25 protein-coding genes and 1 pseudogene are annotated in these 21,928 nt (G+C 63.8%); 5 read left to right on the forward strand and 21 right to left on the reverse strand.

Features of this window, described 5'->3' with window-relative positions:
* Positions 1 to 23: 23 nt before the first annotated feature.
* The 16 genes and pseudogenes from M7H45_RS02850 to M7H45_RS02920 all read right to left on the reverse strand — a co-directional run bounded on the left by M7H45_RS02850 (position 24) and on the right by M7H45_RS02920 (position 12,628).
* Positions 24 to 1,325, reverse strand: a complete 1,302-nt coding sequence (locus M7H45_RS02850) for a Rieske 2Fe-2S domain-containing protein (RefSeq protein ID WP_298214514.1) — start codon at positions 1,323 to 1,325, stop codon at positions 24 to 26.
* Positions 1,326 to 1,481: 156 nt separating this feature from the next.
* Positions 1,482 to 1,679, reverse strand: coding sequence for a 2-hydroxymuconate tautomerase (locus M7H45_RS02855; protein WP_298214515.1), 198 nt, complete (start codon positions 1,677 to 1,679; stop codon positions 1,482 to 1,484).
* A 2-nt stretch (positions 1,680 to 1,681) separates the two neighbouring features.
* Positions 1,682 to 2,455 (reverse strand): 2-keto-4-pentenoate hydratase, encoded by a 774-nt coding sequence (locus M7H45_RS02860; RefSeq protein WP_298214516.1) that lies wholly within the window; start codon positions 2,453 to 2,455, stop codon positions 1,682 to 1,684.
* Entirely contained in the window at positions 2,452 to 3,486 is a 1,035-nt protein-coding gene (dmpG, locus tag M7H45_RS02865) for a 4-hydroxy-2-oxovalerate aldolase (RefSeq protein ID WP_298214611.1), read from the reverse strand. Before dmpG ends, M7H45_RS02860 begins: the two co-directional genes overlap by 4 nt.
* Positions 3,486 to 4,427 carry an acetaldehyde dehydrogenase (acetylating) gene (locus tag M7H45_RS02870; RefSeq protein ID WP_298214517.1) on the reverse strand — a complete coding sequence of 314 codons (942 nt, stop codon included), beginning with the start codon at positions 4,425 to 4,427 and terminating at the stop codon, positions 3,486 to 3,488. The genes dmpG and M7H45_RS02870 overlap by 1 nt, the downstream gene beginning before the upstream one ends.
* Before the next feature lie 4 nt (positions 4,428 to 4,431).
* Positions 4,432 to 5,220 (reverse strand): 2-keto-4-pentenoate hydratase, encoded by a 789-nt coding sequence (locus tag M7H45_RS02875; protein WP_298214518.1) that lies wholly within the window; start codon positions 5,218 to 5,220, stop codon positions 4,432 to 4,434.
* 12 nt (positions 5,221 to 5,232) lie between these two features.
* On the reverse strand, positions 5,233 to 6,741 hold the full coding sequence (locus M7H45_RS02880) for a 2-hydroxymuconic semialdehyde dehydrogenase (RefSeq protein ID WP_298214519.1): 1,509 nt from the start codon (positions 6,739 to 6,741) through the stop codon (positions 5,233 to 5,235).
* Positions 6,742 to 6,751: 10 nt separating this feature from the next.
* On the reverse strand, positions 6,752 to 7,180 hold the full coding sequence (locus M7H45_RS02885) for a heme-binding protein (protein WP_298214521.1): 429 nt from the start codon (positions 7,178 to 7,180) through the stop codon (positions 6,752 to 6,754).
* 28 nt (positions 7,181 to 7,208) lie between these two features.
* On the reverse strand, positions 7,209 to 8,129 hold the full coding sequence (locus tag M7H45_RS02890; protein WP_298214523.1) for a catechol 2,3-dioxygenase: 921 nt from the start codon (positions 8,127 to 8,129) through the stop codon (positions 7,209 to 7,211).
* A gap of 1 nt (position 8,130) precedes the next feature.
* Positions 8,131 to 8,484, reverse strand: a complete 354-nt coding sequence (locus M7H45_RS02895; RefSeq protein WP_298214525.1) for a 2Fe-2S iron-sulfur cluster-binding protein — start codon at positions 8,482 to 8,484, stop codon at positions 8,131 to 8,133.
* Between the two features lie 45 nt (positions 8,485 to 8,529).
* Positions 8,530 to 9,249 carry a zinc-binding dehydrogenase gene (locus M7H45_RS02900; protein ID WP_298214526.1) on the reverse strand — a complete coding sequence of 240 codons (720 nt, stop codon included), beginning with the start codon at positions 9,247 to 9,249 and terminating at the stop codon, positions 8,530 to 8,532.
* Between the two features lie 50 nt (positions 9,250 to 9,299).
* Positions 9,300 to 9,635, reverse strand: a pseudogene (locus M7H45_RS11320) (alcohol dehydrogenase catalytic domain-containing protein); the annotation flags it as partial.
* On the reverse strand, positions 9,550 to 10,044 hold the full coding sequence (locus M7H45_RS02905) for an aromatic-ring-hydroxylating dioxygenase subunit beta (RefSeq protein WP_298214528.1): 495 nt from the start codon (positions 10,042 to 10,044) through the stop codon (positions 9,550 to 9,552). The gene M7H45_RS02905 and the pseudogene M7H45_RS11320, both read right to left, overlap by 86 nt.
* Positions 10,044 to 11,390, reverse strand: coding sequence for a Rieske 2Fe-2S domain-containing protein (locus M7H45_RS02910; RefSeq protein WP_298214530.1), 1,347 nt, complete (start codon positions 11,388 to 11,390; stop codon positions 10,044 to 10,046). The genes M7H45_RS02905 and M7H45_RS02910 overlap by 1 nt, the downstream gene beginning before the upstream one ends.
* A gap of 4 nt (positions 11,391 to 11,394) precedes the next feature.
* A complete protein-coding gene (locus M7H45_RS02915) occupies positions 11,395 to 11,754 on the reverse strand; it encodes a non-heme iron oxygenase ferredoxin subunit (protein WP_298214532.1) in 360 nt (119 codons plus the stop codon).
* A 37-nt stretch (positions 11,755 to 11,791) separates the two neighbouring features.
* On the reverse strand, positions 11,792 to 12,628 hold the full coding sequence (locus tag M7H45_RS02920; protein ID WP_298214534.1) for an alpha/beta fold hydrolase: 837 nt from the start codon (positions 12,626 to 12,628) through the stop codon (positions 11,792 to 11,794).
* A gap of 200 nt (positions 12,629 to 12,828) precedes the next feature.
* Here M7H45_RS02920 and M7H45_RS02925 point away from each other — a divergent pair, with 200 nt between their 5' ends.
* The 4 genes from M7H45_RS02925 (at position 12,829) to M7H45_RS02940 (ending at position 15,713) form a co-directional block, all read left to right on the forward strand.
* A complete protein-coding gene (locus M7H45_RS02925) occupies positions 12,829 to 13,593 on the forward strand; it encodes a GntR family transcriptional regulator (protein WP_298214536.1) in 765 nt (254 codons plus the stop codon).
* 2 nt (positions 13,594 to 13,595) lie between these two features.
* A complete protein-coding gene (locus M7H45_RS02930; protein WP_298214538.1) occupies positions 13,596 to 14,792 on the forward strand; it encodes an NAD(P)/FAD-dependent oxidoreductase in 1,197 nt (398 codons plus the stop codon).
* Between the two features lie 79 nt (positions 14,793 to 14,871).
* Positions 14,872 to 15,183 (forward strand): EthD family reductase, encoded by a 312-nt coding sequence (locus M7H45_RS02935; protein WP_298214540.1) that lies wholly within the window; start codon positions 14,872 to 14,874, stop codon positions 15,181 to 15,183.
* A 5-nt stretch (positions 15,184 to 15,188) separates the two neighbouring features.
* Positions 15,189 to 15,713 carry a gluconokinase gene (locus M7H45_RS02940; RefSeq protein WP_298214542.1) on the forward strand — a complete coding sequence of 175 codons (525 nt, stop codon included), beginning with the start codon at positions 15,189 to 15,191 and terminating at the stop codon, positions 15,711 to 15,713.
* Between the two features lie 9 nt (positions 15,714 to 15,722).
* Here M7H45_RS02940 and M7H45_RS02945 read toward each other — a convergent pair whose 3' ends face one another.
* The 5 genes from M7H45_RS02945 to M7H45_RS02965 form a co-directional block, all read right to left on the reverse strand.
* Positions 15,723 to 15,926, reverse strand: coding sequence for an AMP-binding enzyme (locus tag M7H45_RS02945; protein ID WP_298214544.1), 204 nt, complete (start codon positions 15,924 to 15,926; stop codon positions 15,723 to 15,725).
* The gene (locus tag M7H45_RS02950; RefSeq protein ID WP_298214547.1) at positions 15,890 to 17,386 is read right to left on the reverse strand and encodes a class I adenylate-forming enzyme family protein; all 1,497 of its coding nucleotides are present in this window, start codon (positions 17,384 to 17,386) and stop codon (positions 15,890 to 15,892) included. Before M7H45_RS02950 ends, M7H45_RS02945 begins: the two co-directional genes overlap by 37 nt.
* Before the next feature lie 10 nt (positions 17,387 to 17,396).
* Positions 17,397 to 18,368, reverse strand: coding sequence for a cyclase family protein (locus tag M7H45_RS02955; RefSeq protein WP_298214549.1), 972 nt, complete (start codon positions 18,366 to 18,368; stop codon positions 17,397 to 17,399).
* A gap of 67 nt (positions 18,369 to 18,435) precedes the next feature.
* The gene (locus M7H45_RS02960; protein WP_298214551.1) at positions 18,436 to 19,041 is read right to left on the reverse strand and encodes an Mpv17/PMP22 family protein; all 606 of its coding nucleotides are present in this window, start codon (positions 19,039 to 19,041) and stop codon (positions 18,436 to 18,438) included.
* A gap of 100 nt (positions 19,042 to 19,141) precedes the next feature.
* The gene (locus tag M7H45_RS02965; RefSeq protein WP_298214553.1) at positions 19,142 to 20,125 is read right to left on the reverse strand and encodes a transporter; all 984 of its coding nucleotides are present in this window, start codon (positions 20,123 to 20,125) and stop codon (positions 19,142 to 19,144) included.
* A gap of 472 nt (positions 20,126 to 20,597) precedes the next feature.
* Between M7H45_RS02965 and M7H45_RS02970 the strand changes: the two genes are divergently transcribed.
* Positions 20,598 to 21,890: an O-acetylhomoserine aminocarboxypropyltransferase/cysteine synthase family protein gene (locus M7H45_RS02970; RefSeq protein WP_298214555.1), complete on the forward strand. Its 1,293-nt coding sequence runs from the start codon at positions 20,598 to 20,600 to the stop codon at positions 21,888 to 21,890.
* The last annotated feature ends 38 nt before the right edge of the window (positions 21,891 to 21,928 follow it).

The following is a 21,928-nucleotide window of genomic DNA, read 5'->3' on the forward strand; positions in this document are numbered from 1 at the left end:
AATGGGCCGCCTCCGCGAATATGTCACCGCGTGGCGGCGGCGTTGCGCGTCATCACCTTGCGGTATTGATGCCAGAAGCCGCGATTGGTCGTCTCATCCGTGACATGGCCGAGCCGCACGCCATCCGCGCGAACCTCCTCGCGCTCCTCGCCCCGGCTCAGGTCGAGCCAGGCATCGCCCGAGCGCAGGGCGATCTGCTGACGCTCGGAAATCACGCCGTCATCGGCGAGGAGAAACGCGCTGGGCCCCAGCGCTCCTTCCGATTGACGGAGGATACGGATATTCACCTCGTCCGGGACGCCGCCGAGCAGAAGCGGCGTGTGCCATTGCACGCATTCATTCACGCCGAGCGGCTCGAACATCACGATATTCATTTCACCAAGAAACAAATTCGGGAAGATCACCGCGTGCGGCGGCCCCTTGGCGAGAATCTCATGCGCCTTCTCGTGCCCGTAAGCCTCCTCCATCGCCCTCACGTATTCGGGATAGCGCGACGAATCGGAGAGGCCGAGCCACGCCATCTCCCCCACGTAAGAGGGCGAGAAATCCAGCTCGGTATGGCCGTTGCCCCAATCGATCGTCAGCGATTTCAGCGATTCCTCCGGCGCCAGCGCGGCCTCGTCATATTGCGATCGGATGACGCGCCCAAAGGAGGAATGGACGAAATTGACATGATAGCCATCGGTGTCGTTTTCCGGCAGCATCTTCCAATTGCCGCGGATCTTGTGCCGCACCCAGCCGGCGGTGAGCTTGATCTCCTGGGTGGGAGACATCTGCAAGGCGCGGTCGATCAACAATTTGCCATTGCCGAGATGGTCGTCGAGGCTGCCCGCATCCGGGCTGAAGCTGGCAAAGACGAAGCCGCGATAACTATCGATCAGCGGCAACACCTTCAGCCCATACTCCGCCGGATCGTGGCGGAAACCGCCGGGATAGGGAACGTCGAGCAGCTTGCCGTCCAGGCCGAACACCCAGCCATGATAGGCGCAGGTGAAATTCTTCAGGCTGCCCTTCTGCTGCACGCACAGCATGTTGCCGCGATGGGTGCAGCGGTTCTTGAGCACGGTGATCTTGCCCTCGCGCGTGCGCACAAGAAGAACCGGCACCTCGCCAATGGTGCGCCGGACATATTGGCCGGGCTTCGCCACCTCCGATTCATGGCCGATATAGACCCAGCCGCCATAAAAGATCTTTTCCAGCTCGTCGCGATAAACCGCCTCGCTGGTGTAGAGCGAGCCGCTGATGCGGTCCTTCTGAATCAATTCCTCATAATCAATGCCGTCCGCCTTGCTCCGAGCTTCCGGCCTTTGCGCTGTCATGGACATCTTGTTTCTCCTCACGCGCTATCAGTATCTGTGAACAAATCGCGGCGATCATTCCACGATCCCGCCGTTCCAGGCAAGGAAAGTTTGAATATCTGACCATATCTATTTGAAAAATCCATCTTGCCGACTCATGAATTTTCGTTTCGGTGCGCGCATTCATGGGTCTCCGGGAGGTTTGCTCTTGAACTCTCCCGCCACGGCGAAGTGCCAGGGCGGCACCTCGCGCAGGATGACGCGCACGGCCTCTTTGGGCGCGCCGATGGAGGAAACGATGGCTTCCGTCACCTCCTTCACCAGCCTTTCCTTGGCCGTGAAGCTGCGGCCCTCGATGAGCGTGATCTCGACGATGGGCATGGCTAGGCCTCCACGGTGAAGGACACCGCTCCCAGATTTTGAATCGCCGCCCGGATGTGCTCGCCCGGGCGCAGGGCATGGGCGGCGGTGGCCGCCCCGGCCAGGAGAATGTCGCCCGGCATCAGGCTCTCCCCCGCGCGGCCGAGAAGACGCGCCGCCGCGACGAGCGCCCGCACGGGGTGACCGAGAATGGCGGCGCTGCTGCCGATCTCCACGGCGCGCCCATCCACCTCGAGCACAATGCCGAGATTGGCGACATCCGTCTCCGGCCTCACCCATGAGCCGATGAAAAACGCCGAGGAGGAGGAATTATCGGCGATGACGTCCGGCAGGGAGAATTTGAAATTGGCGTAGCGGCTGTCGATGATCTCCATCGCCGGGGCCACCGCCTCCACCGCCCGCATCGCCTCCACCGCCGAAACCTCGCCGGCGAGGGGTTTGCCGATGATATAGGCGATCTCGGGCTCGGCGCGCGGATGCACGAAGGCGGAGCGGCGCAAGCTCCCCCCTTCCTGCTGGCGCATGGCGTTGGTCAGCCGGCCCCAGGTCACCTCCGAGACGCCGACCTGCTGCATTTTGGCGCGCGAGGTCAGGCCCATCTTGAAGCCCGCCCGCGTCTCGCCCCGCTGCCAGCGGCGCTGGATGGAGAGGCGCTGGATGGCATAGGCGTCCTCGGTGGTGAGGTCGGGATGCGTCTCGATCAGCTGCGCCGTGGCGGTGGCAGTGCGCGCCGCCTCGTCCAGCCGCGCCGCCAGGGCGGCGAGACCGGCGCTCATGCCGCCTCGCCCCGCTGCTTGAGAATGTCGAGCGCCACGTCGATGATCATGTCCTCCTGGCCGCCGACCATGCGCCTGCGGCCGAGCTCGGTGAGAATCTCGCGCGTATCCACCCCATAGGCTTTGGAGGCATTCTCCGCGTGGCGTAGAAAGGAGGAATACACCCCCGCATAGCCAAGGGAGAGGCTCTCCCGGTCCACCCGCACCGGCCGGTCCTGCAAGGGCCGCACCAGATCATCCGCCGCATCCATCAGCCGGGAGAGGTCGCAGCCGGTCTCGATGCCATAGCGGTCGAGCACCGCCACCAGCGCCTCCAGCGGCGCGTTGCCCGCCCCGGCCCCCATCCCGGCCAGCGAGGCGTCCACCCGCACGGCCCCGGCCTTGATGCCGGCCACGGCATTGGCCACGCCGAGGGTGAGGTTGTGGTGGGTATGCACCCCCACCTCGGTTTCCGGCCGCAAAGCCGCGCGCAGCGCCTGCACCCGCTCGGTATATTGCTCGGGCAGCAGCGCTCCGGCGCTGTCGGTCACGTACACGCATTCGGCGCCATAGCTCTCCATCAGCCGCGCCTGCGCGGCCAGCGCCTCGGGCGGCGCCATATGCGCCATCATCAGGAAGCCCACCGTATCCATGCCGAGATTGCGCGCCGCCTCGATATGCTGGCGCGCCACATCCGCCTCGGTGCAATGGGTGGCGATGCGCACCGAGCGCGCCCCCGCCTCGCGGGCGAGGCGCAGATCTTGCACGGTGGCGATGCCCGGCAGCATCAGGATGGTGACCACCGCATGCGCGCACACCTCGGCCACCGCGGCGATCCATTCCGCGTCGTCATGCGCGCCGAAACCGTAATTGAAGGTGGCTCCGGTGATCCCGTCGCCATGGCTGATCTCGATGGCGTCCACCCGGGCGGCATCCAGCGCGCGGGCAATGGCCCGCACCGTCTCCAGCCCGTATTGGTGGCGGATGGCGTGCATGCCATCGCGCAAGGTCACGTCCTGAACGTAGAGCTTATCAGGGTTGGGGCGGGCCATCACGCGGCCTCCTTCATCAATTCGCGCGCGGCCCAGCGGTCGGCGGTCACCAGCGCGGCGGAGGTCATGATATCGAGATTGCCGGCATAGGCGGGCAGGTAATGCGCCGCCCCCTCAACCTCGAGCAGAATGGTGGTCTTCAACCCGCTGGAAGGGCCGATGCCGGGGATGCGCACCGGCGCGTTGCCGCCGATCGTCTCGAACTGCACCTTCTGCTTCAGCCGGTAGCCGGGCACATAGGCCTGCACGGTCTTCTCCATCTCGGCGATGGAAGCCTCGATCGCCTCGCGCGTGCCGCCCTGGGACAGCACGAAGATGGTGTCGCGCATGATCAGCGGCGGCTCCGCCGGGTTGAGGATGATGACCGCCTTGCCGCGCTCGGCGCCGCCCAGCGTCTCGATCGCGTGGGAGGTGGTCTCGGTGAATTCGTCGATATTGGCGCGGGTGCCGGGCCCGGCGGATTTGGAGGCGATGGAGGCGACGATCTCGGCGTAGATCACCCGGTCCACGGCGCGCTTGACCGCGTGGACCATGGGGATGGTCGCTTGGCCGCCGCAGGTGACCATATTGACGTTCGGCGCGTCGAGATTGGCGTCGCCATTGATGGCGGGGATGGTGAAGGGTCCGATCGCCGCGGGGGTGAGGTCGATCACCTTCTTGCCATCCTGCTGGAGAATTTCATTATTCTTGAAATGCGCCCCGGCCGAGGTGGCATCGAACACCACCTTGATCTCGCCATAGCCGGGCAGGGCGCGTAGCCCCGCTATGCCCTCATGCGTCACCGGCACGCCGAGCCGCTTGGCGCGGGCCAGCCCGTCCGAATCCGGATCGATGCCGACCATCGCCCCCATTTCCAGATTGCGCGAGCCGCGCATGATCTTGATCATCAGGTCGGTGCCGATATTGCCGGAGCCGATGATCGCGGCTTTGATTTTGCCCATTCCACTATTCCTTTGCAAAGGCCGCGCGCACCGCGCCCAGCCCCTCGATACGCACATCGAACACGTCGCCGGGCCGCGCCGCCACCATCGGGCCGAGCGCGCCGGAAAGAATGGTGTCGCCCGCCCGCAGCGGGCGGCCGAGCCGCGCCATGGTCTTCGCCAGCCAGAGGGCCGCGTTGAGCGGCGAGCCCAGGCAGGCCGCCCCCGCCCCCACCGAGACCGGCTCCCCCGCCCGCTCCATCACCATGCCGCATAAAAGCGGGTCGAAACCGGTGAGCCGCGCCGGGCGGGAACCCAGCACGTACAGCCCGGAGGAGGCGTTATCGGCGATGGTGTCGGTGATGCGGATGTCCCAATTGGCAATGCGCGAGCAGACGATCTCCACCGCCGGCACGGCGTATTCGACGGCGAGAAAGAGATCAGCCACGGTCAGCTCCGCATCGGCCAGGTCGCGGCCGAGGATGAAGGCGATCTCCGCCTCCACCTTGGGCTGCAACACCTCGCGCGCGGCGATATCCTCGCCATCGCCCCGCGCCATATCGGCGAAGAGCATGCCGTAATCGGGCTGGTCCACGCCCAGCTGGCGCTGCACCGCGAGCGAGGTGAGGCCGATCTTGCGCCCGACCAGCCGCCGCCCGGCCGCCAGCGCGCGCTCCGTGTTCAGCGCCTGCACCGAATAGGCGGCGGCCACATCGCCCTCCGGCAAAAGGCCGCGCACCGGGGCAATGGGCGCGCCGTCCCGCCCGGCGGCGAAGAGAAGATCGGCGGCGGTCTGGATATTGGTCCCGTCCATCAGCGCGCGGCCTTAAAGCTTGATGCAAACATTGCTGATTTCCGTATAGAATTCGAGGGAATGCACACCCCCCTCGCGCCCGATGCCGGAGGCCTTGGCGCCGCCGAACGCGGTGCGCAAATCACGCAGGAACCAGGAATTGACCCAACAGATCCCCACCTCCAGCCGCGCCGCGACGCGATGGGCGCGGGAGAGGTTTTCCGTCCATAGCGCGGCGGCGAGCCCGTAGGGCGTGTTATTCGCCAGGCTTACCGCCTCCTCCTCGGTGTCGAAGGGGCGGACATGGCAGCACGGGCCGAAAATCTCCTCGGTCACGGCGGGGTGGTCATCGGCCAGGCCGGTCCAGATGGTCGGTTCGATCCAATATCCCCCCGCCAGTTCGCCCGGCATCTGCGGCACGCCGCCACCGGTGACGATGCGGGCCCCGGAGGCCGCCGCCCTCTCGTAATAGGAGAGCACCTTGCGGCGCTGTGTCTCCGAGATCATCGGCCCCAGCCCGGTCGCCGGGTCTTCCGGGCGGCCGGGGCGCAACGCCTCCGCCCCCGCCTTGAGCCGGGCGAGAAACGCCTCGAAAACCGGGCGCTGCACATAGACCCGCTCGGTGCCCAGGCAAACCTGGCCGCAATTGGCGAAGACCGAGCGCAGCGTGCCCTCCACCGCCTTGTCCATGTCGCAATCGGCGAAGATGAGGGCGGGGTTCTTGCCGCCCAATTCCAGCGAGACCGGGCGGATGCCCTTGGCCGCCGCCTGCATGATCGCCTCGCCCGAACGGGTGGAGCCGGTGAAGGTGATGCCGTTGACGCCCGGATGCCGGGTGAGAAGCTCGCCCGCAGAGCCGGGACCGAAGCCGTGGACGACGTTATAGACGCCGGGGGGAATGCCCGCCTCGTTCATCACCTCGCCCAGCAGCGTCGTGGTGAGGGGCGTGGCCTCGGAGGGTTTGACGACGACGGTGTTGCCCAGCGCCAGCGCGGGGCCCACCTTCCAGGTCATCAGCAGCAGAGGCAGGTTCCAGGGCGAAATCACGCCGATCACCCCGCGCGGGCGCCGCAGGGCATAATTGAGCGCGCCCTTGCCATCCGGCGTGTCGGTGGTGAAGGTCTCGGTGGAGATCGTCTTCGCCACATCGGTGAACATGGTGAAATTGGCGGCCCCGCGCGGAATGTCGATATGCGCGGCGAGCGACATCGGCTTGCCGGTATCCAGGCACTCCGCCTCGAGAAAATCGTCGAAGCGCTTGTTGATCCCGGCGGCCAGGGCGGCGAGCAGGCCGGTGCGCTCGCTCACCGTCATCCGTCCCCAGGGTCCAGCGAGCGCGGCGCGGGCGGAATTCACCGCCGCGTCCACCTCCGCCGCCCCGGCCTCGGGCACATGGCCGATGCGTGAGCCATCCAGCGGGCAAAGATTGTCCCAGCCCTTGCCGCTCGCCCCCTGGGTGAAGGCCCCATTGATGAAATGCGCCGCATCCCGGCGGGGGTTGAAGCCGGCTTGGCCGCGGCGCGGCTGCGAGAGAAAATTCATGGCGTTCCGATCACGCTGAAAGTCCAAGGGCGGCGAGCCCGGCGGCGGCGGCGGCGCGGTCGTCATCCTCGCTGCCGCCCGACACGCCGATACCGCCGATCACCGCGCCCTCGTGAGACATGGGCAATCCGCCGCCGAACAGCACCACGTTCGGCCGCGCCGCGATGCCCGCCAGCAGCACGGGGTTGCCGCTCAGCCCCGCCGCCAGCCCCTCCGTGCTGGCCTTGAAGATGGCGGCGGTCCAGGCCTTGTCGTGGGCGATGCCGATGGAGGCGGCGAAGGCGCCGTCCCCGCGCAGGCTGGCGACGAGATGCCCGCCCGGATCCACCACCGCGGCGACCACGGCCACGCCCCGCGCCGCCGCCGCCGCCACCGCCGCCTTCACCGCGGCGAGCGCGGCCTCGGCGGTGACGGCGCGTAGATCACGGGCGAGGCTCACGCCCGCCTCCGGCCGGTGACGCGCCGCATCAGGTCATCACGTTCAGGAAGGATTCGGGGGCCTGACGTTCGTAATAGAACAAGCCTTTTCCAATCTGGGTCTCGTCCCAGGTGCGGGTGGGATTGTCGGGATAATAAGTGTAGTCCCCGGTGAAAACTTCGTTCCGGTTGCCGGAGGGATCAAAGAAATAGATGGTCCGTCCTTGAGTGAGGCCATGCCGGGTCGGCCCGATATCGTGGGATATATCGTAGCGCGTGATGATATCGGCGGCATGGCCGATATCCGCCCAGCTCTCCAATTCGAAGGAAACGTGATGCAGCTTCGCAGGCTCGCCAAATTTGACGAAGGCGATGTCATGCGCCTTCATGCCGCAGCTCAAAAAGACCGCCGTCAAACCATCCGGCGTATCGACCCGCTCAGTGCAACGGAAATCCAGCACTTTCTCGAAAAAATCCAGCGCCTTGTCGATATCCGGTCCGAGCAGCAGGACGTGATCAAAACGGCGCACCCTCATGCCATGCGGCTCCACATCCCACACATCCGGGTTATGGGTCGGCGGCTTCGGGTCGGAGAGATCGGCATGGGCATAAAGCTCGATGCGATGGCCGGTGCAGACGGTGAAGCCGATACGCCGGCCCAAGCCCGGCTGCTCGCCAGCGGGCACATGCTCCACGGGATAGCCAAAGGCGGAGACACGTTTCTCCAGCGCGTCAAGATCGGCCTCGGAGGCCACCTTGAAACCCGCCACGTCGATCCCGGCGCGATCCGCCTCGCGCAGCACGAGACTGTGATGGTCGAATTCATCCGCCGCCTTGAGATAGACGCGGCCATCGCCGCCCCGCGTCACCTCATGCAGGCCGACCCGCTTGGTATAATGCTCCAGCGCCTTTTCCATATCCAAAACCCGTATCTGGGCGAAGCCTGGACGCAACACTCCGGTCATAGCCATTTTATTTCTCCTCGCTTGTCGTGGCCGTTTTCGTTTTACTGGCGACTTGCGGCGGCTCGATCCGCAATTCGATATCGGAAAGGGGATAGATGGAGCAGGACAGGACAAGTCCCGCCTCGCTCTCCTCCTCGGAAATATGCGCCTGGCTCATCAGATCCTTCCGGTACGCGCCGGAGAGAACCCGCGCCCGGCAAATGCCGCAGCCGCCCCGCCGGCAACCCACCGGCAATTTATAGGGGAGGTTCTTCAGCCGGCCGAAGCTCTGCGCCCGCTCCATCGCCACCAGGGCGCGCTCGCCCTCATAGCAGGTGGCCTCGCCCGCGCCCTCGACGGCGATTTTAAATGCCGCCGGCATCAGCGTTTCGTCCCTGACATGCGTTTGCTTCCCATCGCGCCCCGCTCAGCCATTCGGCTCGAACAAGATTTTGAGCGCCTCGCCCTTCAGCGCCAGGGCGAAGCCTTCCTCGGCGGCTTGCAGAGGCAGGCGATGGCTGACCAGCGGCGCCAAATCCACCCGGCCGGAGCGCAAAAGCTCGGTGGAACGCTCCCAACTCTCAAACAGGCGCCGCCCGTGCAGGCCGCGCACGATCAGTCCTTTCAACACCCAGCGTTCGAGATTGACGCCGACAGCGCCCTCCGCCACGCCGAGCAGCCGGATTTCGCCCCCCGGCGTCATCGCCTCGCCGATCGCGTCAAGCGCCCCGGCATTGGCGGAGTAGTCGATCGCCACATCCACGCCGCGCCCGCCGCACAGCCGCCTCACCGTCTCGACGAGATTATCCCGCCCGGGCTCGATCATATGGGTGGCGCCCATCCCCTCCGCTGATCGCAGCCGGTAGCCGTTGACATCCACCGCGATCACCCGCGCCGCCCCCAGCGCCCGCGCCACCGCCACGTTCATCAGGCCGATCGGCCCGCAGCCGGAGATGAGGACGTTGAGGCCGGACACGCCCGAACCCTCCAGGCTCGCATGCACGGCGATGCCGAACGGCTCCATCATCGCCGCCGCCTCGGCCGGCACGTCCTCCGGCACCGGCCAGAGCACACGCTCCGGCAGCAACACCTCGGAAGCGAACCCGCCATTGAAATCAATGCCGGGATAGAGCGTATGCGGGCACACATGGGCAGGTGGCTCTCCACGCTCACCCGCATGCCGGGCCGCAGCCGCCGCACCGCCGGGCCGGTTTCCAGCACGATGCCGCTCACCTCATGGCCGAGAATGGTGGGCGGGCGCATGCGCTGCGCAAACGCCCCCCATTTATAGATCAGCAAATCGGTGCCGCAAATTCCCGCCGCCTCCACCCGGAGCCTCACCTCGTCGCCCTCGGGCGGGGCCGGGCGGTCGACGAGCGCCGCCGCCACCTGGCCGTATCCCGGCGAGAGCTTTTGAATGGCGAGCATCCCGGTCATCCCCACCCTTTCAGATATTGTAGATGTCGAGCGAGGTGGAGATGAGATCGTTACAGAGCACGATCTTTTTCGCGGCGATGCGCAGGCCTTGGGCATCGCCTACCAAACGATAGAGATAGGAGCCGAAATAGGTCACCGACGCGCCCTTACGAAAGGCGGAGGCCATCCAGCGCGCGGTCACCCGGAAACCGGCTTCCGTTTTCTCGATACGGGGATTGGCGGTGATATGGCTGGTGCGCGGCAGCGGCGTCGAGGCGCTCGAATGGCCGGTCCGGATGCGGAACACCCGGTCCTCCAAACCGCCGCGCCCCTTGTAATACATCAACGACATCTCGGATTGCGGATCGGCGGTCAATTCCAGCTCCGAATCCCAGGATGGCACCCAGAACTCCACGTCATCGGTGAATAGGGCCAGCCAGCGGTCCCAGTCGCGGTTATCCAGGCTCTCCGCCTCCTCCGCGAGAAGATCCTCGATGGCGAAACGCTCCTCGGGCGAGACCCGCATCAACGCTCTCCCGCCCGCATGAGTTCGAGCCATCTTTTATGCTGGGCGACGAATATTCCCTCATCCTCGATCTTGGTGCCGCTCGACCGCGGGGAAAGGCCAAGCCCACGCGCGAAGTCATCCGCCCCCGCGACCTCATGCGCGGCGCCGCGCGACATGTCGTTCCAGCGCATCGCCGCATGGGCGGTATAGCCGCGCTGGGCCTCGCAAAACTCGGTCAGATCGTCAGGCGTCGCCATGCCGCTGGCGTTGAAGAAATCCTCGTATTGGCGGATGCGATGCGCCCGCGCCTTGGGCGATTCGCCCTTGGGGGCGAAGCAATAGATGGTGACCTCGGTCTTATCCACGGCGATAGGCCGGAAAATCCGGATCTGGGTGCTCATCTGGTCCATGAGAAAGACATTGGGGTAAAGCAACAGGTTGCGCGACATCTCCACCGCCCAGCTGGCCGCCGCCTCACCCATGCGCCGGGCGAGCTCCTCGCGCACCGGGTAGAGAGGACGGTCCTGCGGGTTGGAAAACTCCGACCAGATGATGGTATGGCCATTGCCGAGATCGTAATATCCGCCGCGGGATTTGGGGAAATCCCCGACATTCATCGCCTTGGTCTTCTCGCCCGCCGCCTTGGAGATGGCGCGGTGGCGCATGGTCTCGACGTAATTGGCATGCACGGCGGCGACATGATAGCCATCCACCCCGTTCTCGGCCTGCAATTTCCAGTTGCCATCATAGGTGTAGGTCGAGCTGCCTTTGAGAATCTCGATCCCTTCCGGGGATTGATCGACGATAACATCGATGAAGGTCTTGCTCTCGGCCAGATAATCTTCAATCGGCTCGACTTCGTCATTGAGCGAGGCGAAAAGAAAGCCGCGATAATTGCCGAGCTTGAGCCGCCTCAGGCCGAGCTTCGCCTTGTCGAACTCGTCCGGATAGCCGCCGCCTTTTTCATTCATCGGCGAAATCAGCTGGCCATTATCATTGAAAGCCCAGCCATGAAACGGGCAGACGAAATTGGCCTTGCTGCCCTTGACCTCGCGGCAGAGCGTGGCGCCGCGATGCGGGCAGATATTGGCGAACACATTAATCTCGCCCGCCTTGTTGCGCGAGACGATGACAGGCACCCGCCCCACCCAGGTCGTGAAAAAGGATTTAGGCGCCGGCAGCTGGCTTTCATGGCCGATGAACACCCAGATCTTTTCCCAGATCGCCTTGAATTCCGCCTCGAACAACGCGGGATCGGTGAAAATGCTCCGGTCGACCCGGCGCAAGCCGCCATCATCCTCCAGCAACGCGTCGAGGCCGCCGCCGGAATACCGTCCTTGCCTGAAACTCTCGATCGCATCCATAACTTTATTCCTTGTTGTTTTCTAAATGGCGCGCCGGCTCCAACTCCGCCCACACCTCGCCGTCGACGATGCTCACCGGATAGACGGCGATGCTGACGGTGCAGGGATATTTGCGGGCCTCGCCGGTCCTGATATCGAAACTACCGCCATGAAAGGGGCATTCCACCTCGCCATTGGCCAACACCTCGCCATCGGCGAGCGAGGCTTCGCCATGGCTGCATGTATCATCCGTCACGTAATATCCGTCTTCCAGCCGGTACACCGCGAGCGGCGCCCGCCCTTCGATCTCCACCTGCACGGCGCAGCCCTCCGGCACGGCGCTGCAAGCGATCAGGCGGGTCAGGCGGGGCGAGTCTTGGCTCATCTTCTCGGCGTTTCCTTCCACAAAATCCGTCAAACGCTCAGCCGGCGGGGGCCAAAGCGGGCCGGGCCGGCTGCGCGGCCCGGTCGGCCTCGGCGAAAAAGTCCTCCACGAGCCGCGCGAAGCGGCCGGCATGCTCGATCTGCGTCCAGTGCCCGCATTCGCCGAACACATGGAGCTGGGAGTGGGGAATCAGCTGGTGCAACCGGTAGGAAACCTCGAGAGGAATCACCTTATCTTCGCGTCCGTGAACCACCAGCGTCTCATGGGGAAGCCGGGCGATCTTCTCTTCCGGGCTCGCCAGCGCGGCAATCCAGCGCTGGCGCGGCGCGGGAAACATGGCGGAGAACGCTTCCTGCGCGCCGGGGCGGATGCTGGCGCGATAACGCAGCTCGGCGAGCCCATCGCTCACCAATGCCTGGTTGAAGGCGAAATAATCCATGCATTTGCGCATATTGGCGACGGAAGGCTCGTAGCCCCACACGGTGTCCAACCCCTCGGTGAGGGGGAACTCCACCCCCGCCGCGCCCATCAGCACCAGGCGGCGGAACCGCTGGGGATGGCGGATGGCGGCGGCGAGCGAAAGAGCGCCGCCAAACGAGTTGCCGATCACATCGGCTTGCTCGACATCCAGCGCATCCATCAAAGCGAGCAGCTGGCTGATCCATGTATCCAGATCATAGCGTATGCCCTCGGGGCGGTCGGTGAAGCCGAACCCCACCATATCGGGCGCGATGACCCGGCGGGTCTTCTCCAGCTCCGGAATGACGAGACGCCAGTTGGCCCAGGCGCTCACCCCCGGGCCGGAGCCATGGATGAGCAGCACCGGGAACCCCTCGCCCCGGTCATGCAGATTGGTCCGGATACCACCGGCCATGACAGATTGCCCGATTTCGGGATTTTCTTGCATGAGGCTTCTTCTCCCTGCCGGGTCGATCCTCCGGCTTAATATCGTCTTTACCACGCTACCCAACAAAAAAACTTCTATCAAGAGGAATTTGGATAATATCGATTTTATTGCGGCGCGGAGCGGGATGGTCTATGTCCAATCGCACCCGCAGGAGAGAAGGCGCAAAAATGGATCAATCCTTGTTCACCGGGCCGCCCGCCGTCATAAACGGGATCACCCCCGCGCCGGAACGCGCCCGGACGAGCATCGAGGAAACCTATCTTTCGCTCCGCCAGGAAATTCTCAACGGCGCGCTGCCGCAAGGCTCCAAGCTTCACCTGGAGGGCTTGCGCGCGCGCCATGGCATCAGCACCACGACGGTGCGCGAGGCCCTTACCCGGCTCATCGGCGACCGGCTGGTGGTGGCGGAAGGGCAGAAAGGATTCCGCGTCGCCCCGATGTCCTTGGCCGACCTTGAAGACCTGACCTATGCCCGCATGCAGATCGAATGCCTCGCCCTGGCGGACAGCGTCCGCCATGGCGATGACGAATGGGAGGTGCGGGTGGTGGCGGCCTATCACCGGCTCGGCATTACCGAGGACCGGCTGCGCGCCGCGCCCGCCCTCCATTTCGACACCTGGGAGCGGCAGAATATGGAGTTCCACGCCGCGCTGGTCTCGGGCGCCCGCTCCCAATGGCTGGAGCGGATGCGGATGATCCTCTTCCATAATTCCGAGCGGTACCGGCGGCTCTCGGCAACCAAGGGTCCGCCGCCGCTCAAGGTGCGCGACGAGCATACCGCGATTTTCGAGGCGGCGATCCGCCGCGACGCCGAGGCCGCGGTCGAGGCGATGCGCGTCCATATCGAGCGCGCTTTCAATGTGATCAAATCCGCCCATCTGCTGCCCGAATCCGGCGGCGGCGCGGCCCTCCCCACCTCACGGAACGCCTGACCATGCCCGCCTCACCCGTCATCGTCATCGGCGCCGGCCTGGCCGGAGCCAGCTTCGTCTCGGAGCTGCGGGGGCTCGGCCATCAGGGCGAGATCATCCTGATCGGCGATGAGGGCCGCCCGCCCTATGACCGCCCGCCGCTTTCTAAGGCCTATCTTCTCTCCGGCGATGCCGCCCCCCTCGCCCTCGCCTTGCCGCATCTCGACCATTGCGAGCAGATACTGGACGACCCGGCGGTGGAGGTGGACGCGGCGGCGCGGCGCGTGACCCTCAAATCCGGGCGGCGGCTGGATTATGCCACGCTGGTCTTCGCCACCGGGGCCGCCGCCAAGCCGCCCCCGCCGCTCGGCCTCGCCGCGCCGGTGCTCAGCCTGCGCACGCAGGACGACGCGGACGCGCTGCGGGCGCGGCTGCTGGCGGGCGGACATCTCGGCATCATCGGCGGCGGCATCATTGGCCTTGAGGTCGCGGCGACGGCGCGAACCCTCGGCCTCGAGGTCACGGTCATCGAGGCCGCCGACCGGCTGCTCAGCCGCAATGCCAGCCCTGCCCTCGCCCGGTTTCTGTTCGAAGCCCATAGCGGCAAGGGCGTGACCTTCCATTTCGGCGGCATGGGCGCGGCAAGCGGGGAGGAGATCAGCCTCGCCGATGGCGCCCGCCTCCGCCCGGACACGGTATTATGGGCGACCGGCGCCAACCCGAATGACGGCCTCGCCCGCGCCGCGGGGATCGAATGTGACCACGGTATTCTGGTGGACGAGCTTGGCCGCACCAGCGCGGCGGGCGTTTTCGCCATCGGCGATGTCGCCCGCCTCAAAAGCGCGGCGGGCGGCGGGCCGAGCCGCCACGAGACCTGGACGGCCGCGCGCGACCACGCGGCCAATGCCGCCCGCCTCCTCATGGACCCCTCCTTCCGGCCGGACAGCACGGCCTTTTATTTCTGGACGGATCAGTACGAGCACAAAATCCATGTCATCGGCGCGCCCATGGCCAAGGAGAACGTGATTCAAACCGGCAAATCCCCGGACTCCTTCGCCATCTATCATGTCGAGGACGGCATCCTCGCCGGTGTCAGCCTCGTCAATAATCCCCGCTTGCTGGGCCCGGCCAAGCGCGCCATCGCCCGCCGCCCGCGCGTGGACCCCGCCCAGCTTTCCAGCCCCGCCTTCGACCTGCGCGCGGTTTTGCAACCCGCTTGAGCCATATGCGGCTGCAACAACCATTTGCCCAACGCCCCGCCTTGCGTCATGATCGGCGCGTCCAGGAGGGAACAAATCCATGATCGCCATCACCGTCATCTATCCGTACCAGCCGGATTACCATTTCGATTTCGATTACTATTTGAACAAGCATATGCCGCTGGTGGAAAAGCGCTGGGGGCCGATGGGCCTAGGCAAGACCACCGTTCTCGCGGGCCAGCCCGGTCCGGATGGCAAGCCGCCCCTCTACGCCGTCATGACGATTATTGAATTCGAGAGCGCCGAGGCGTTTCAAAAGGCCGCCGCCGCCCATGGCGGCGAGCTGTTCGGAGACGTGCCGAATTTCACCAATATCCCGGCGGTCTCGCAACTCAACCAGATCAAACTTTAAACGGCGTGCCTGCCACCCCCGCCACGAACGTGTGCTTCATCGTCGTCATGGGGGTGTCGGGGTGCGGCAAAACCACCATCGCCTCGCTGCTGGCCAGCCACCTCGGCTGGGAGTTCATCGACGCCGACTCGCTCCACCCGCCAGCGAATGTCGAAAAGATGAGCCATGGCATCCCATTGACCGACGCCGATCGCGAACCCTGGCTGAAAGAGATCGCCCGCGTTCTCGGGGGCTGGCGGCAGGCGGGAAAACAGGGGGTCATCGCCTGTTCCGCCCTGCGCCAGCGCTACCGGGACCTTATCCGGGCGGGGGCTGATGATGTCGTCTTCGTCTATTTGCGGGGTGACCGCGCGCTGATCCGCCAGCGCCTGGCCGCCCGCCAGGGCCATTACATGCCGGTCAGCCTGCTCGACAGCCAGTTCGCCGCGCTGGAAGAGCCGGGACCGGAGGAGCCCGCCATCGCCGTGGATATAGATGCGCCGCCCCAGGCGCTGGCGGCCAGAATTCTAGCAACGCTGCGCCTGGGCTGAGTCCGGAAATTATTTGCGCAACTCCCGCCGTAAAATCTTTCCCGTCACCGTTTTTGGCAATTCCTCGACAATCTCGACGATACGCGGATATTTATAGGCGGCCATCCTTTCCCGGCAGAAGAGAATGATCTCCTCCTCCGTCACCGTCTGCCCTGGCTTGAGGCTGACCACCGCCTTCACCGTCTCGCCGCGATACTCATCCGCCTCGCCCACCACTCCGGCCTCGCGGATCGCCGGTGGGTATAGAGCACGTCCTCGACCTCGCGCGGCCATACCTTGTAGCCGGCGGCGTTGATCATGTCCTTCTTGCGGTCGACCAGATAGAACCAGCCTTGCGGATCCATGAAGCCGACATCCCCGGTATGCAGCCAGCCGCCGCGAATGGCGGCGGCGCTCTCCTTGGGCTTGTTCCAATAGCCAGGCACAACCATCGGCCCGCGCGCGACGATCTCGCCGATCTCTCCCACCGGCAGGTCGTGCCCCTCATCGTCGCAAACCCGCGCCACGGTGTTGAACACCGGCACGCCGATGGCCAGCGCGCCCGAGACAGGGTCCACCGGCGCCTCGCGGGTCAGCGGCACGGCGAGAATGGGCGAATTCGTCTCGGTCAGCCCATAGCCGTTATGGATATAATGCCCGAAGGTCGCGCGGAACTGTTCGACGACCGAAGGCGGAATCGGCGCCCCCCCTGAATAAACCTTGGTCATCGTCGCCAGTTTTTCCCGGCACGCTTCCTTGTGGTTGAGCATGGCGATGAAGACGGTGATCGAGCCGATGGTGAATTCCGCCTTATGTTCGGCGATGGCGTCCATGACCACGCCGGCCTCGAATCTGAACGCCAGAATTAACGGCGCGGCGGTGATCAAAGCGGCGCCGAAATGGCCGATGAGGCCGGTGATGTGGAACAGGGGCGCCACGCCGAGAATCGGCCCGCCCTCCCGCAGCTTCATCCACTCCCGGTAGGTCTGGGAATTGAAGGCGACATTGCCATGGGTGTTGGTGGCGCCCTTCGGCACGCCGGTGGTGCCGGAGGTGTAGACGAGAAAGGCGATGTCCCCTGGCTGGTACCGGGGCTGGGCGCGCGGCTTTTCACCGGCGCGGCGCTCGACGATGTCGCGAAAATCCGGCGTCCCGGCAAATACACGGCGGTGAATGCCGTTGAACAGCCGGGGATCGTTGCGGGTCTGGAATTCCGCCGCCGTGGTGGTTATGATCACCTGCGGACAATGGCGCTCCGGCCCCAGCCGGGTGACGAATTGTTCGTAGAGCGAGCCATGGCAGATCAGCGCCTTCGGCGTGCAATCATCGAAGAGAATGCCAATCTCCCGGTCCCGGTTCATCGGATTGACGGGCACGGCGATGCCGCCCGCTTTCCAGGCCGCGATCACCGCGATGGGAAATTGCGGAACATTCTGCAAATACACCGCCAGCCGGTCGCCCGGGGCGAAGCCGGCTTCCTCCAGCTCCGCCGCCAGCGCGTCACTCAGCCGGTCCAGCTCGGCATAGCTGAGCCGGGCGTCGAAATAGAGAATGGCGGGAGCTTCCGGCGCCCGCGCGGCGGCGGCACGGAACATCGCCAGCGCATCGGTAAAATCGGGAACGATCTCCGCTGGCTGCCCGGGGTCATAGAGATGCAACCAGGGCTTCGCTTCATAGAATTTGTCGCCCATCATCTTGCCCGCTTTATTTGATCGCGACCGGGTTGACGGGAGCGCCGGTGCCGCCCACCACCTTCAAGGGAGCCGCGACATAGAGAAAGCTGTATTGTCTGTCCCCGGCGCAATCCTCGGCGAGCTTGTCGAGCGAGGCGATCTCCGTGAAAGTCACGCCGAGATTCCTCATCAGCGCGTTATGCAGCGGCAACGCAACGCCGGAGACCGGGTCCACCGTCACTTCATTGGCGATCGTATCCGTGACGAGATTGGGAATCTCCATTTCATGAAACCACTTGACGAGTTCCGGGCTATAGGTCAGGCCGGGCTCGATAAAATTCTTGTAAAACTCCACCTTGTCGCGGGCGTAAAAACTGCCGATCCAGCCGGTACGGATCACCAATATGTCGTGCTTCTCGATCCTCGCGCCCTGGGCTGCGGCGGCCTTCATCACGTCCTCATGGGTAAAGGTCTCGCCCGGCTCCAGCACATCCTTGCCGCGGAAGCGGGCCATATCGATGAGAATGCCTCGCCCGACGACGCCACGCTCGGCAATCGGCAGCACGCTCGCCTTGTCCATTTTGCCGGCGGTGGTCTTGGCGTCATAGCCGTTATAAAGCTGGTCGTCACACCATACATGGCCGAGCGCGTCATACTGGGTCGAGCCCTGCAGATACATGATCAGCATGTCGTCGGCATATTCCGCATGGCCGGGGAAGGGCACCCCCTTGCCGCAAAGATAATGGCCCTTATCCATAACGTTGATCCGCACCGGCTGGGCCCGCCCCGGCCAGACCGGATCGCCCTGGGGGTGACCCATCAATACCTGCAAGGTGAAGGTCTTGCCGGAGGAGACCGCGCGCACCCCGCGCAGAACCTCCTCTCGCGTCAGAAAATTGAGCGAGCCGACCTCGTCTTCCTCGCCCCAGCGGCCCCAGTTGCGGGGGTCGTTCTTGAGCAATTCGCCCACGGGAATTTCGGCGCGCAGCGTTTGACTGGACATGCTGGTGTCTCCTCCTGTCCGGCTCTTCGGCCTTCTTTGCCAGCCTGCCTCCACAGGGCGGAAACCGTCAAGCCAAACCTTCGCCCGTGGCTTCCCCCGCCTTGGCCGCGAAGGACAGAATCAACCCGAGACAAATTCCCAAATAAGCCGCGAAGAGAACCCGCCAGACCGGCGGCAGCAAAAAAGTGATCGTCTGCGCCGGAACCCAGAAAAACAGCATGGAGAGCAAAATGGTCTTGCACCATTGCGGGGCTTCCGGCCGCCTGAACAAATCCCAGGGCGCTATGAATCCGTCATCCAGAATGGAATTTGCCCAATAATGCACGAACATAACAAAAAATGCGATTCCGCCAAAGAAATTAATCCACATGCTGACCCAGAACGGGTACGGAAAGGCGGGCCACATATGATGGGCGACGAGGCTCGCCAAGCCGGTATCGAAAAGGGGAAACGCGGCGGTCAGCCAAATTCCGACCACGCCCCAGATCAGGAACCGGAATGCAAGTTTGGGCGGAAGCCAGTGCCCAACCACAATCCGGTCTTTCAGACATTCGCCGAATGTCGCCAATATGCCGAATTTAACAAATCCCGTCGCATAGGGGTGCGATATCGTCGCCGCCGCGACAGCATCCGATTCGATCCAGAGAAAGACCGAAAAGGCGATGAAAAACAACGCGGCCATCGCATCACCCAGCATATGAGAGCCGGGCCGCGCCGGATTTGAAACCATCAACACCATGAAACGCCTCGCTCTTATGTTATGGTTCTTAAAATTAAAAACGCGTGGTGAGCCTTAAATCAAAGGCATCCCCGCCCACGCCGTTATTTGTGGTGACGCTGTGCCCCCACAACGCGGTTATCCCCATTCCACTCTTGAACTGGTACCCGATCACTGGCCCGATGGAAAAACTACGATAGATCGAACCTGGAACCGGCTGCCCATTCAGTGTGTCTTTTTGTAGCTGAAATGAATTGAAGATGGCTCCCCCAAAACTCCATGCGCCGAAAGTTTTTGTCAGGGTATAATCACCCACAAAAAAATCACCGGTATGGTAATGATACCCGTTGAGCCAGGAAACCGCACCGTAAGGATTTTGGTAATAGAACGAAGCCTCCGAAGTGGTCGGCCCAAGGGTGAGCGAAACACGCAGACCAACGTTCAGCGTCCAGCCATTATCCATCCAAGTCAAGCCTAGGGAAGGCATAAACGATGAATAGGAGTTTCCGGTCGGGGCGCCGCCGTTTTTAAGAGATCCCCTATAGAGATCCAGCTTGTCGTTGGTCTGGTCTGGCAACAAGAACGCCGCCGTGGTGCTGACAAAGAGATGCTGAGACAAAGTCCAGGACAGAATGGCTGGCGCTATGACGGTATTGAACAGCCCCAAATTTCCTGGGCCCGGCGTAGCGCGCTGGAGTGGCTGATAGCTATTGTAAACAAATGGAATCGCTACGGCGACGCCATAATTGGCGCCCAGAACCGTAATCCCAGGCACCCACAATAATGTCGGCACTTCGATGAGCGCATTGATGGAGGCGCTGGGAATTTTATTTCCCACCGAATCGAACGTCTCGAATTGGGCAAAATAATTATCCAGTTGCCCATAGACGCCAGGCGGCGGCAGAACCCCCTCCGGAGTTGCCGATTTGATGTTGGGCAATTCACCTGTCCACATCTCATTGGCTTTGGCCATTTGAGTCTGCATAACGGTGACGGCGGCAATCGCGGCCAATCCGCGGACCGTCGTTGTTTTTCTCATGTTTCCTCCCGGTTTTTTGGACAATTTAATTAAAAAACGTTTTAACCCTCCCCGAGCGAAGCCAAACAAATCGCCTCACAGCGATTTAGTCCAGCTAAGCGCCGAAAAACACTGCGGCCCATATAATAAATATCTTGCGAAGCTCACTCTTAGGAAAAAGAGATTAACAAAACCCTGAGCCGTATCGAGATCAAGCCCTCATTGCTAACCGCAAACAGCCTCCCTTCTTTTGTGCCCTGATCAAATGGTTTCAAAGGATGAATATTCGATCTTGTAGTTTCTGCAACCATTAATTGTCATTAAAGTTTTTCAGAGAGAAAGTCTTCTGTCAAGCAAAACATGCAACCTTCAGCAATTGCCGGTTGCAACAAACACCAGCCTTGGCCAGGTCCTGTCCCTCCCGGCGCACCTTGCCGTAAAAACGGTTCGATGCGATGCTGTCAGAGATAATCATTCAGGCCAGGACCGCTTCATGCCTCTTCCCTCTCCGCACCCCGAGACGCTCGCCCTGCATGCCGGCTGGCGGGCCGACCCCGCGACCCATGCGGTGGCGGTGCCGGTCTACCAGACCACCTCCTACCAGTTCGAGAGTCCGGAACAGGCCGCCAATCTTTTCGCGCTCAAGGAATTCGGCAACATCTATACCCGGATGATGAATCCCACCACGGATGTGCTGGAGAAGCGGCTGGCGGCGCTGGAGGGCGGGGTGGCGGCGCTGGCGGTCGCCTCGGGGCAAACCGCCTCCGCCTATGCTGTCCAAACCCTCGCCCGCGCCGGGGATAACATCGTCGCCTCCACCGATCTCTACGGCGGTACCTGGAACCTCTTCGCCAACACGCTGAAGGAGCAAGGGCTGGAGGTCCGCTTCGTGGACCCGGCGGACCCGCACGCCTTCGCCAACGCCACGGATGCGCGCACCCGCGCCTATTACGCCGAAACCCTGCCCAACCCCAAGCTGCGGGTCTTTCCCATCGCCGAGGTCGCGGAGATCGGCCGCAAGCAAGGCATTCCGCTGATCATGGATAATACCGCCGCGCCGCTGCTCGCCCGGCCCTTCGAGCATGGGGCGGCGGTGGTGATGTATTCCACCACCAAATTCATCGGTGGCCACGGCACGTCCATCGGCGGCGCCATCATCGATGGCGGCAATTTCGATTGGGCCGCCCATCCGCAGCGCCAGCCCCTGCTCAACACGCCGGACGCCAGCTATCACGGCGCGGTCTGGAGCGAGGCGGTCAAGCCCCTCGGCCCCATCGCCTATATCATCCGGGCGCGGGTGGTGCTGCTGCGCGATCTGGGCGGCGCGCTCTCACCCTTCAACGCCTTCCAGCTTCTTCAGGGGCTGGAGACGCTGCCCCTGCGCATGGCCCGCCATTGCGAGAACGCGGCGGCGGTGGCCCAATTCCTGGCGAACCGCGCCGAGGTTGCGCGCGTCATCTATCCTGGTTTCGGCGGGGCGAACGCGGAGCTGACGGCGAAATACCTGCCGCGCGGCCAGGGCGGGCTGCTCGGCTTCGAGCTCAAAGCCGGGGCGGAGGCGGGGCGGCGCTTCATCTCCGCCTTGCAGCTTTTCTATCATGTCGCCAATATCGGCGATGCCCGCTCGCTCGCCATCCACCCGGCCAGCACCACCCACAGCCAGTTGAGCCCGGCGGACCAGGCGGCGGCGGGCGTCACCCCGGGCTATGTGCGCCTCTCCATCGGTATCGAGCATATCGACGATATTCTCGCGGATCTCGCCCAGGCTCTCGCGGCGGCAGGCTAGGCGCGCGCCCGCTTCTCATTCAAAAGCCTTCGAGTTTG

Origin of the sequence: Acidocella sp. (assembly GCF_027352905.1) — a bacterium.
In the GTDB taxonomy this organism is placed as follows: Bacteria; Pseudomonadota; Alphaproteobacteria; order Acetobacterales; family Acetobacteraceae; genus Acidocella.

Excerpts from the sequence above, each read along its gene's own strand:
- M7H45_RS02920 (WP_298214534.1), bottom strand. The coding sequence starts at position 12,628 with ATGGCCGGTGGTATCCGGACCAATCTGCATGACCGGGGCGAGGGGTTC.
- dmpG (WP_298214611.1), bottom strand. The coding sequence starts at position 3,486 with ATGGCCCGCCCCAACCCTGATAAGCTCTACGTTCAGGACGTGACCTTG.
- M7H45_RS02905 (WP_298214528.1), bottom strand. The coding sequence starts at position 10,044 with ATGCGGGTCTCGCCCGAGGAGCGTTTCGCCATCGAGGATCTTCTCGCG.
- M7H45_RS02890 (WP_298214523.1), bottom strand. The coding sequence starts at position 8,129 with ATGGCTATGACCGGAGTGTTGCGTCCAGGCTTCGCCCAGATACGGGTT.
- M7H45_RS02855 (WP_298214515.1), bottom strand. The coding sequence starts at position 1,679 with ATGCCCATCGTCGAGATCACGCTCATCGAGGGCCGCAGCTTCACGGCC.
- M7H45_RS02955 (WP_298214549.1), bottom strand. The coding sequence starts at position 18,368 with ATGTCCAGTCAAACGCTGCGCGCCGAAATTCCCGTGGGCGAATTGCTC.
- M7H45_RS02880 (WP_298214519.1), bottom strand. The coding sequence starts at position 6,741 with ATGAATTTTCTCTCGCAGCCGCGCCGCGGCCAAGCCGGCTTCAACCCC.
- M7H45_RS02925 (WP_298214536.1), top strand. The coding sequence starts at position 12,829 with ATGGATCAATCCTTGTTCACCGGGCCGCCCGCCGTCATAAACGGGATC.
- M7H45_RS02935 (WP_298214540.1), top strand. The coding sequence starts at position 14,872 with ATGATCGCCATCACCGTCATCTATCCGTACCAGCCGGATTACCATTTC.
- M7H45_RS02860 (WP_298214516.1), bottom strand. The coding sequence starts at position 2,455 with ATGAGCGCCGGTCTCGCCGCCCTGGCGGCGCGGCTGGACGAGGCGGCG.
- M7H45_RS02875 (WP_298214518.1), bottom strand. The coding sequence starts at position 5,220 with ATGGACGGGACCAATATCCAGACCGCCGCCGATCTTCTCTTCGCCGCC.
- M7H45_RS02930 (WP_298214538.1), top strand. The coding sequence starts at position 13,596 with ATGCCCGCCTCACCCGTCATCGTCATCGGCGCCGGCCTGGCCGGAGCC.
- M7H45_RS02850 (WP_298214514.1), bottom strand. The coding sequence starts at position 1,325 with ATGTCCATGACAGCGCAAAGGCCGGAAGCTCGGAGCAAGGCGGACGGC.
- M7H45_RS02910 (WP_298214530.1), bottom strand. The coding sequence starts at position 11,390 with ATGGATGCGATCGAGAGTTTCAGGCAAGGACGGTATTCCGGCGGCGGC.
- M7H45_RS02895 (WP_298214525.1), bottom strand. The coding sequence starts at position 8,484 with ATGCCGGCGGCATTTAAAATCGCCGTCGAGGGCGCGGGCGAGGCCACC.
- M7H45_RS02950 (WP_298214547.1), bottom strand. The coding sequence starts at position 17,386 with ATGATGGGCGACAAATTCTATGAAGCGAAGCCCTGGTTGCATCTCTAT.
- M7H45_RS02915 (WP_298214532.1), bottom strand. The coding sequence starts at position 11,754 with ATGAGCCAAGACTCGCCCCGCCTGACCCGCCTGATCGCTTGCAGCGCC.
- M7H45_RS02970 (WP_298214555.1), top strand. The coding sequence starts at position 20,598 with ATGCCTCTTCCCTCTCCGCACCCCGAGACGCTCGCCCTGCATGCCGGC.
- M7H45_RS02965 (WP_298214553.1), bottom strand. The coding sequence starts at position 20,125 with ATGAGAAAAACAACGACGGTCCGCGGATTGGCCGCGATTGCCGCCGTC.
- M7H45_RS02870 (WP_298214517.1), bottom strand. The coding sequence starts at position 4,427 with ATGGGCAAAATCAAAGCCGCGATCATCGGCTCCGGCAATATCGGCACC.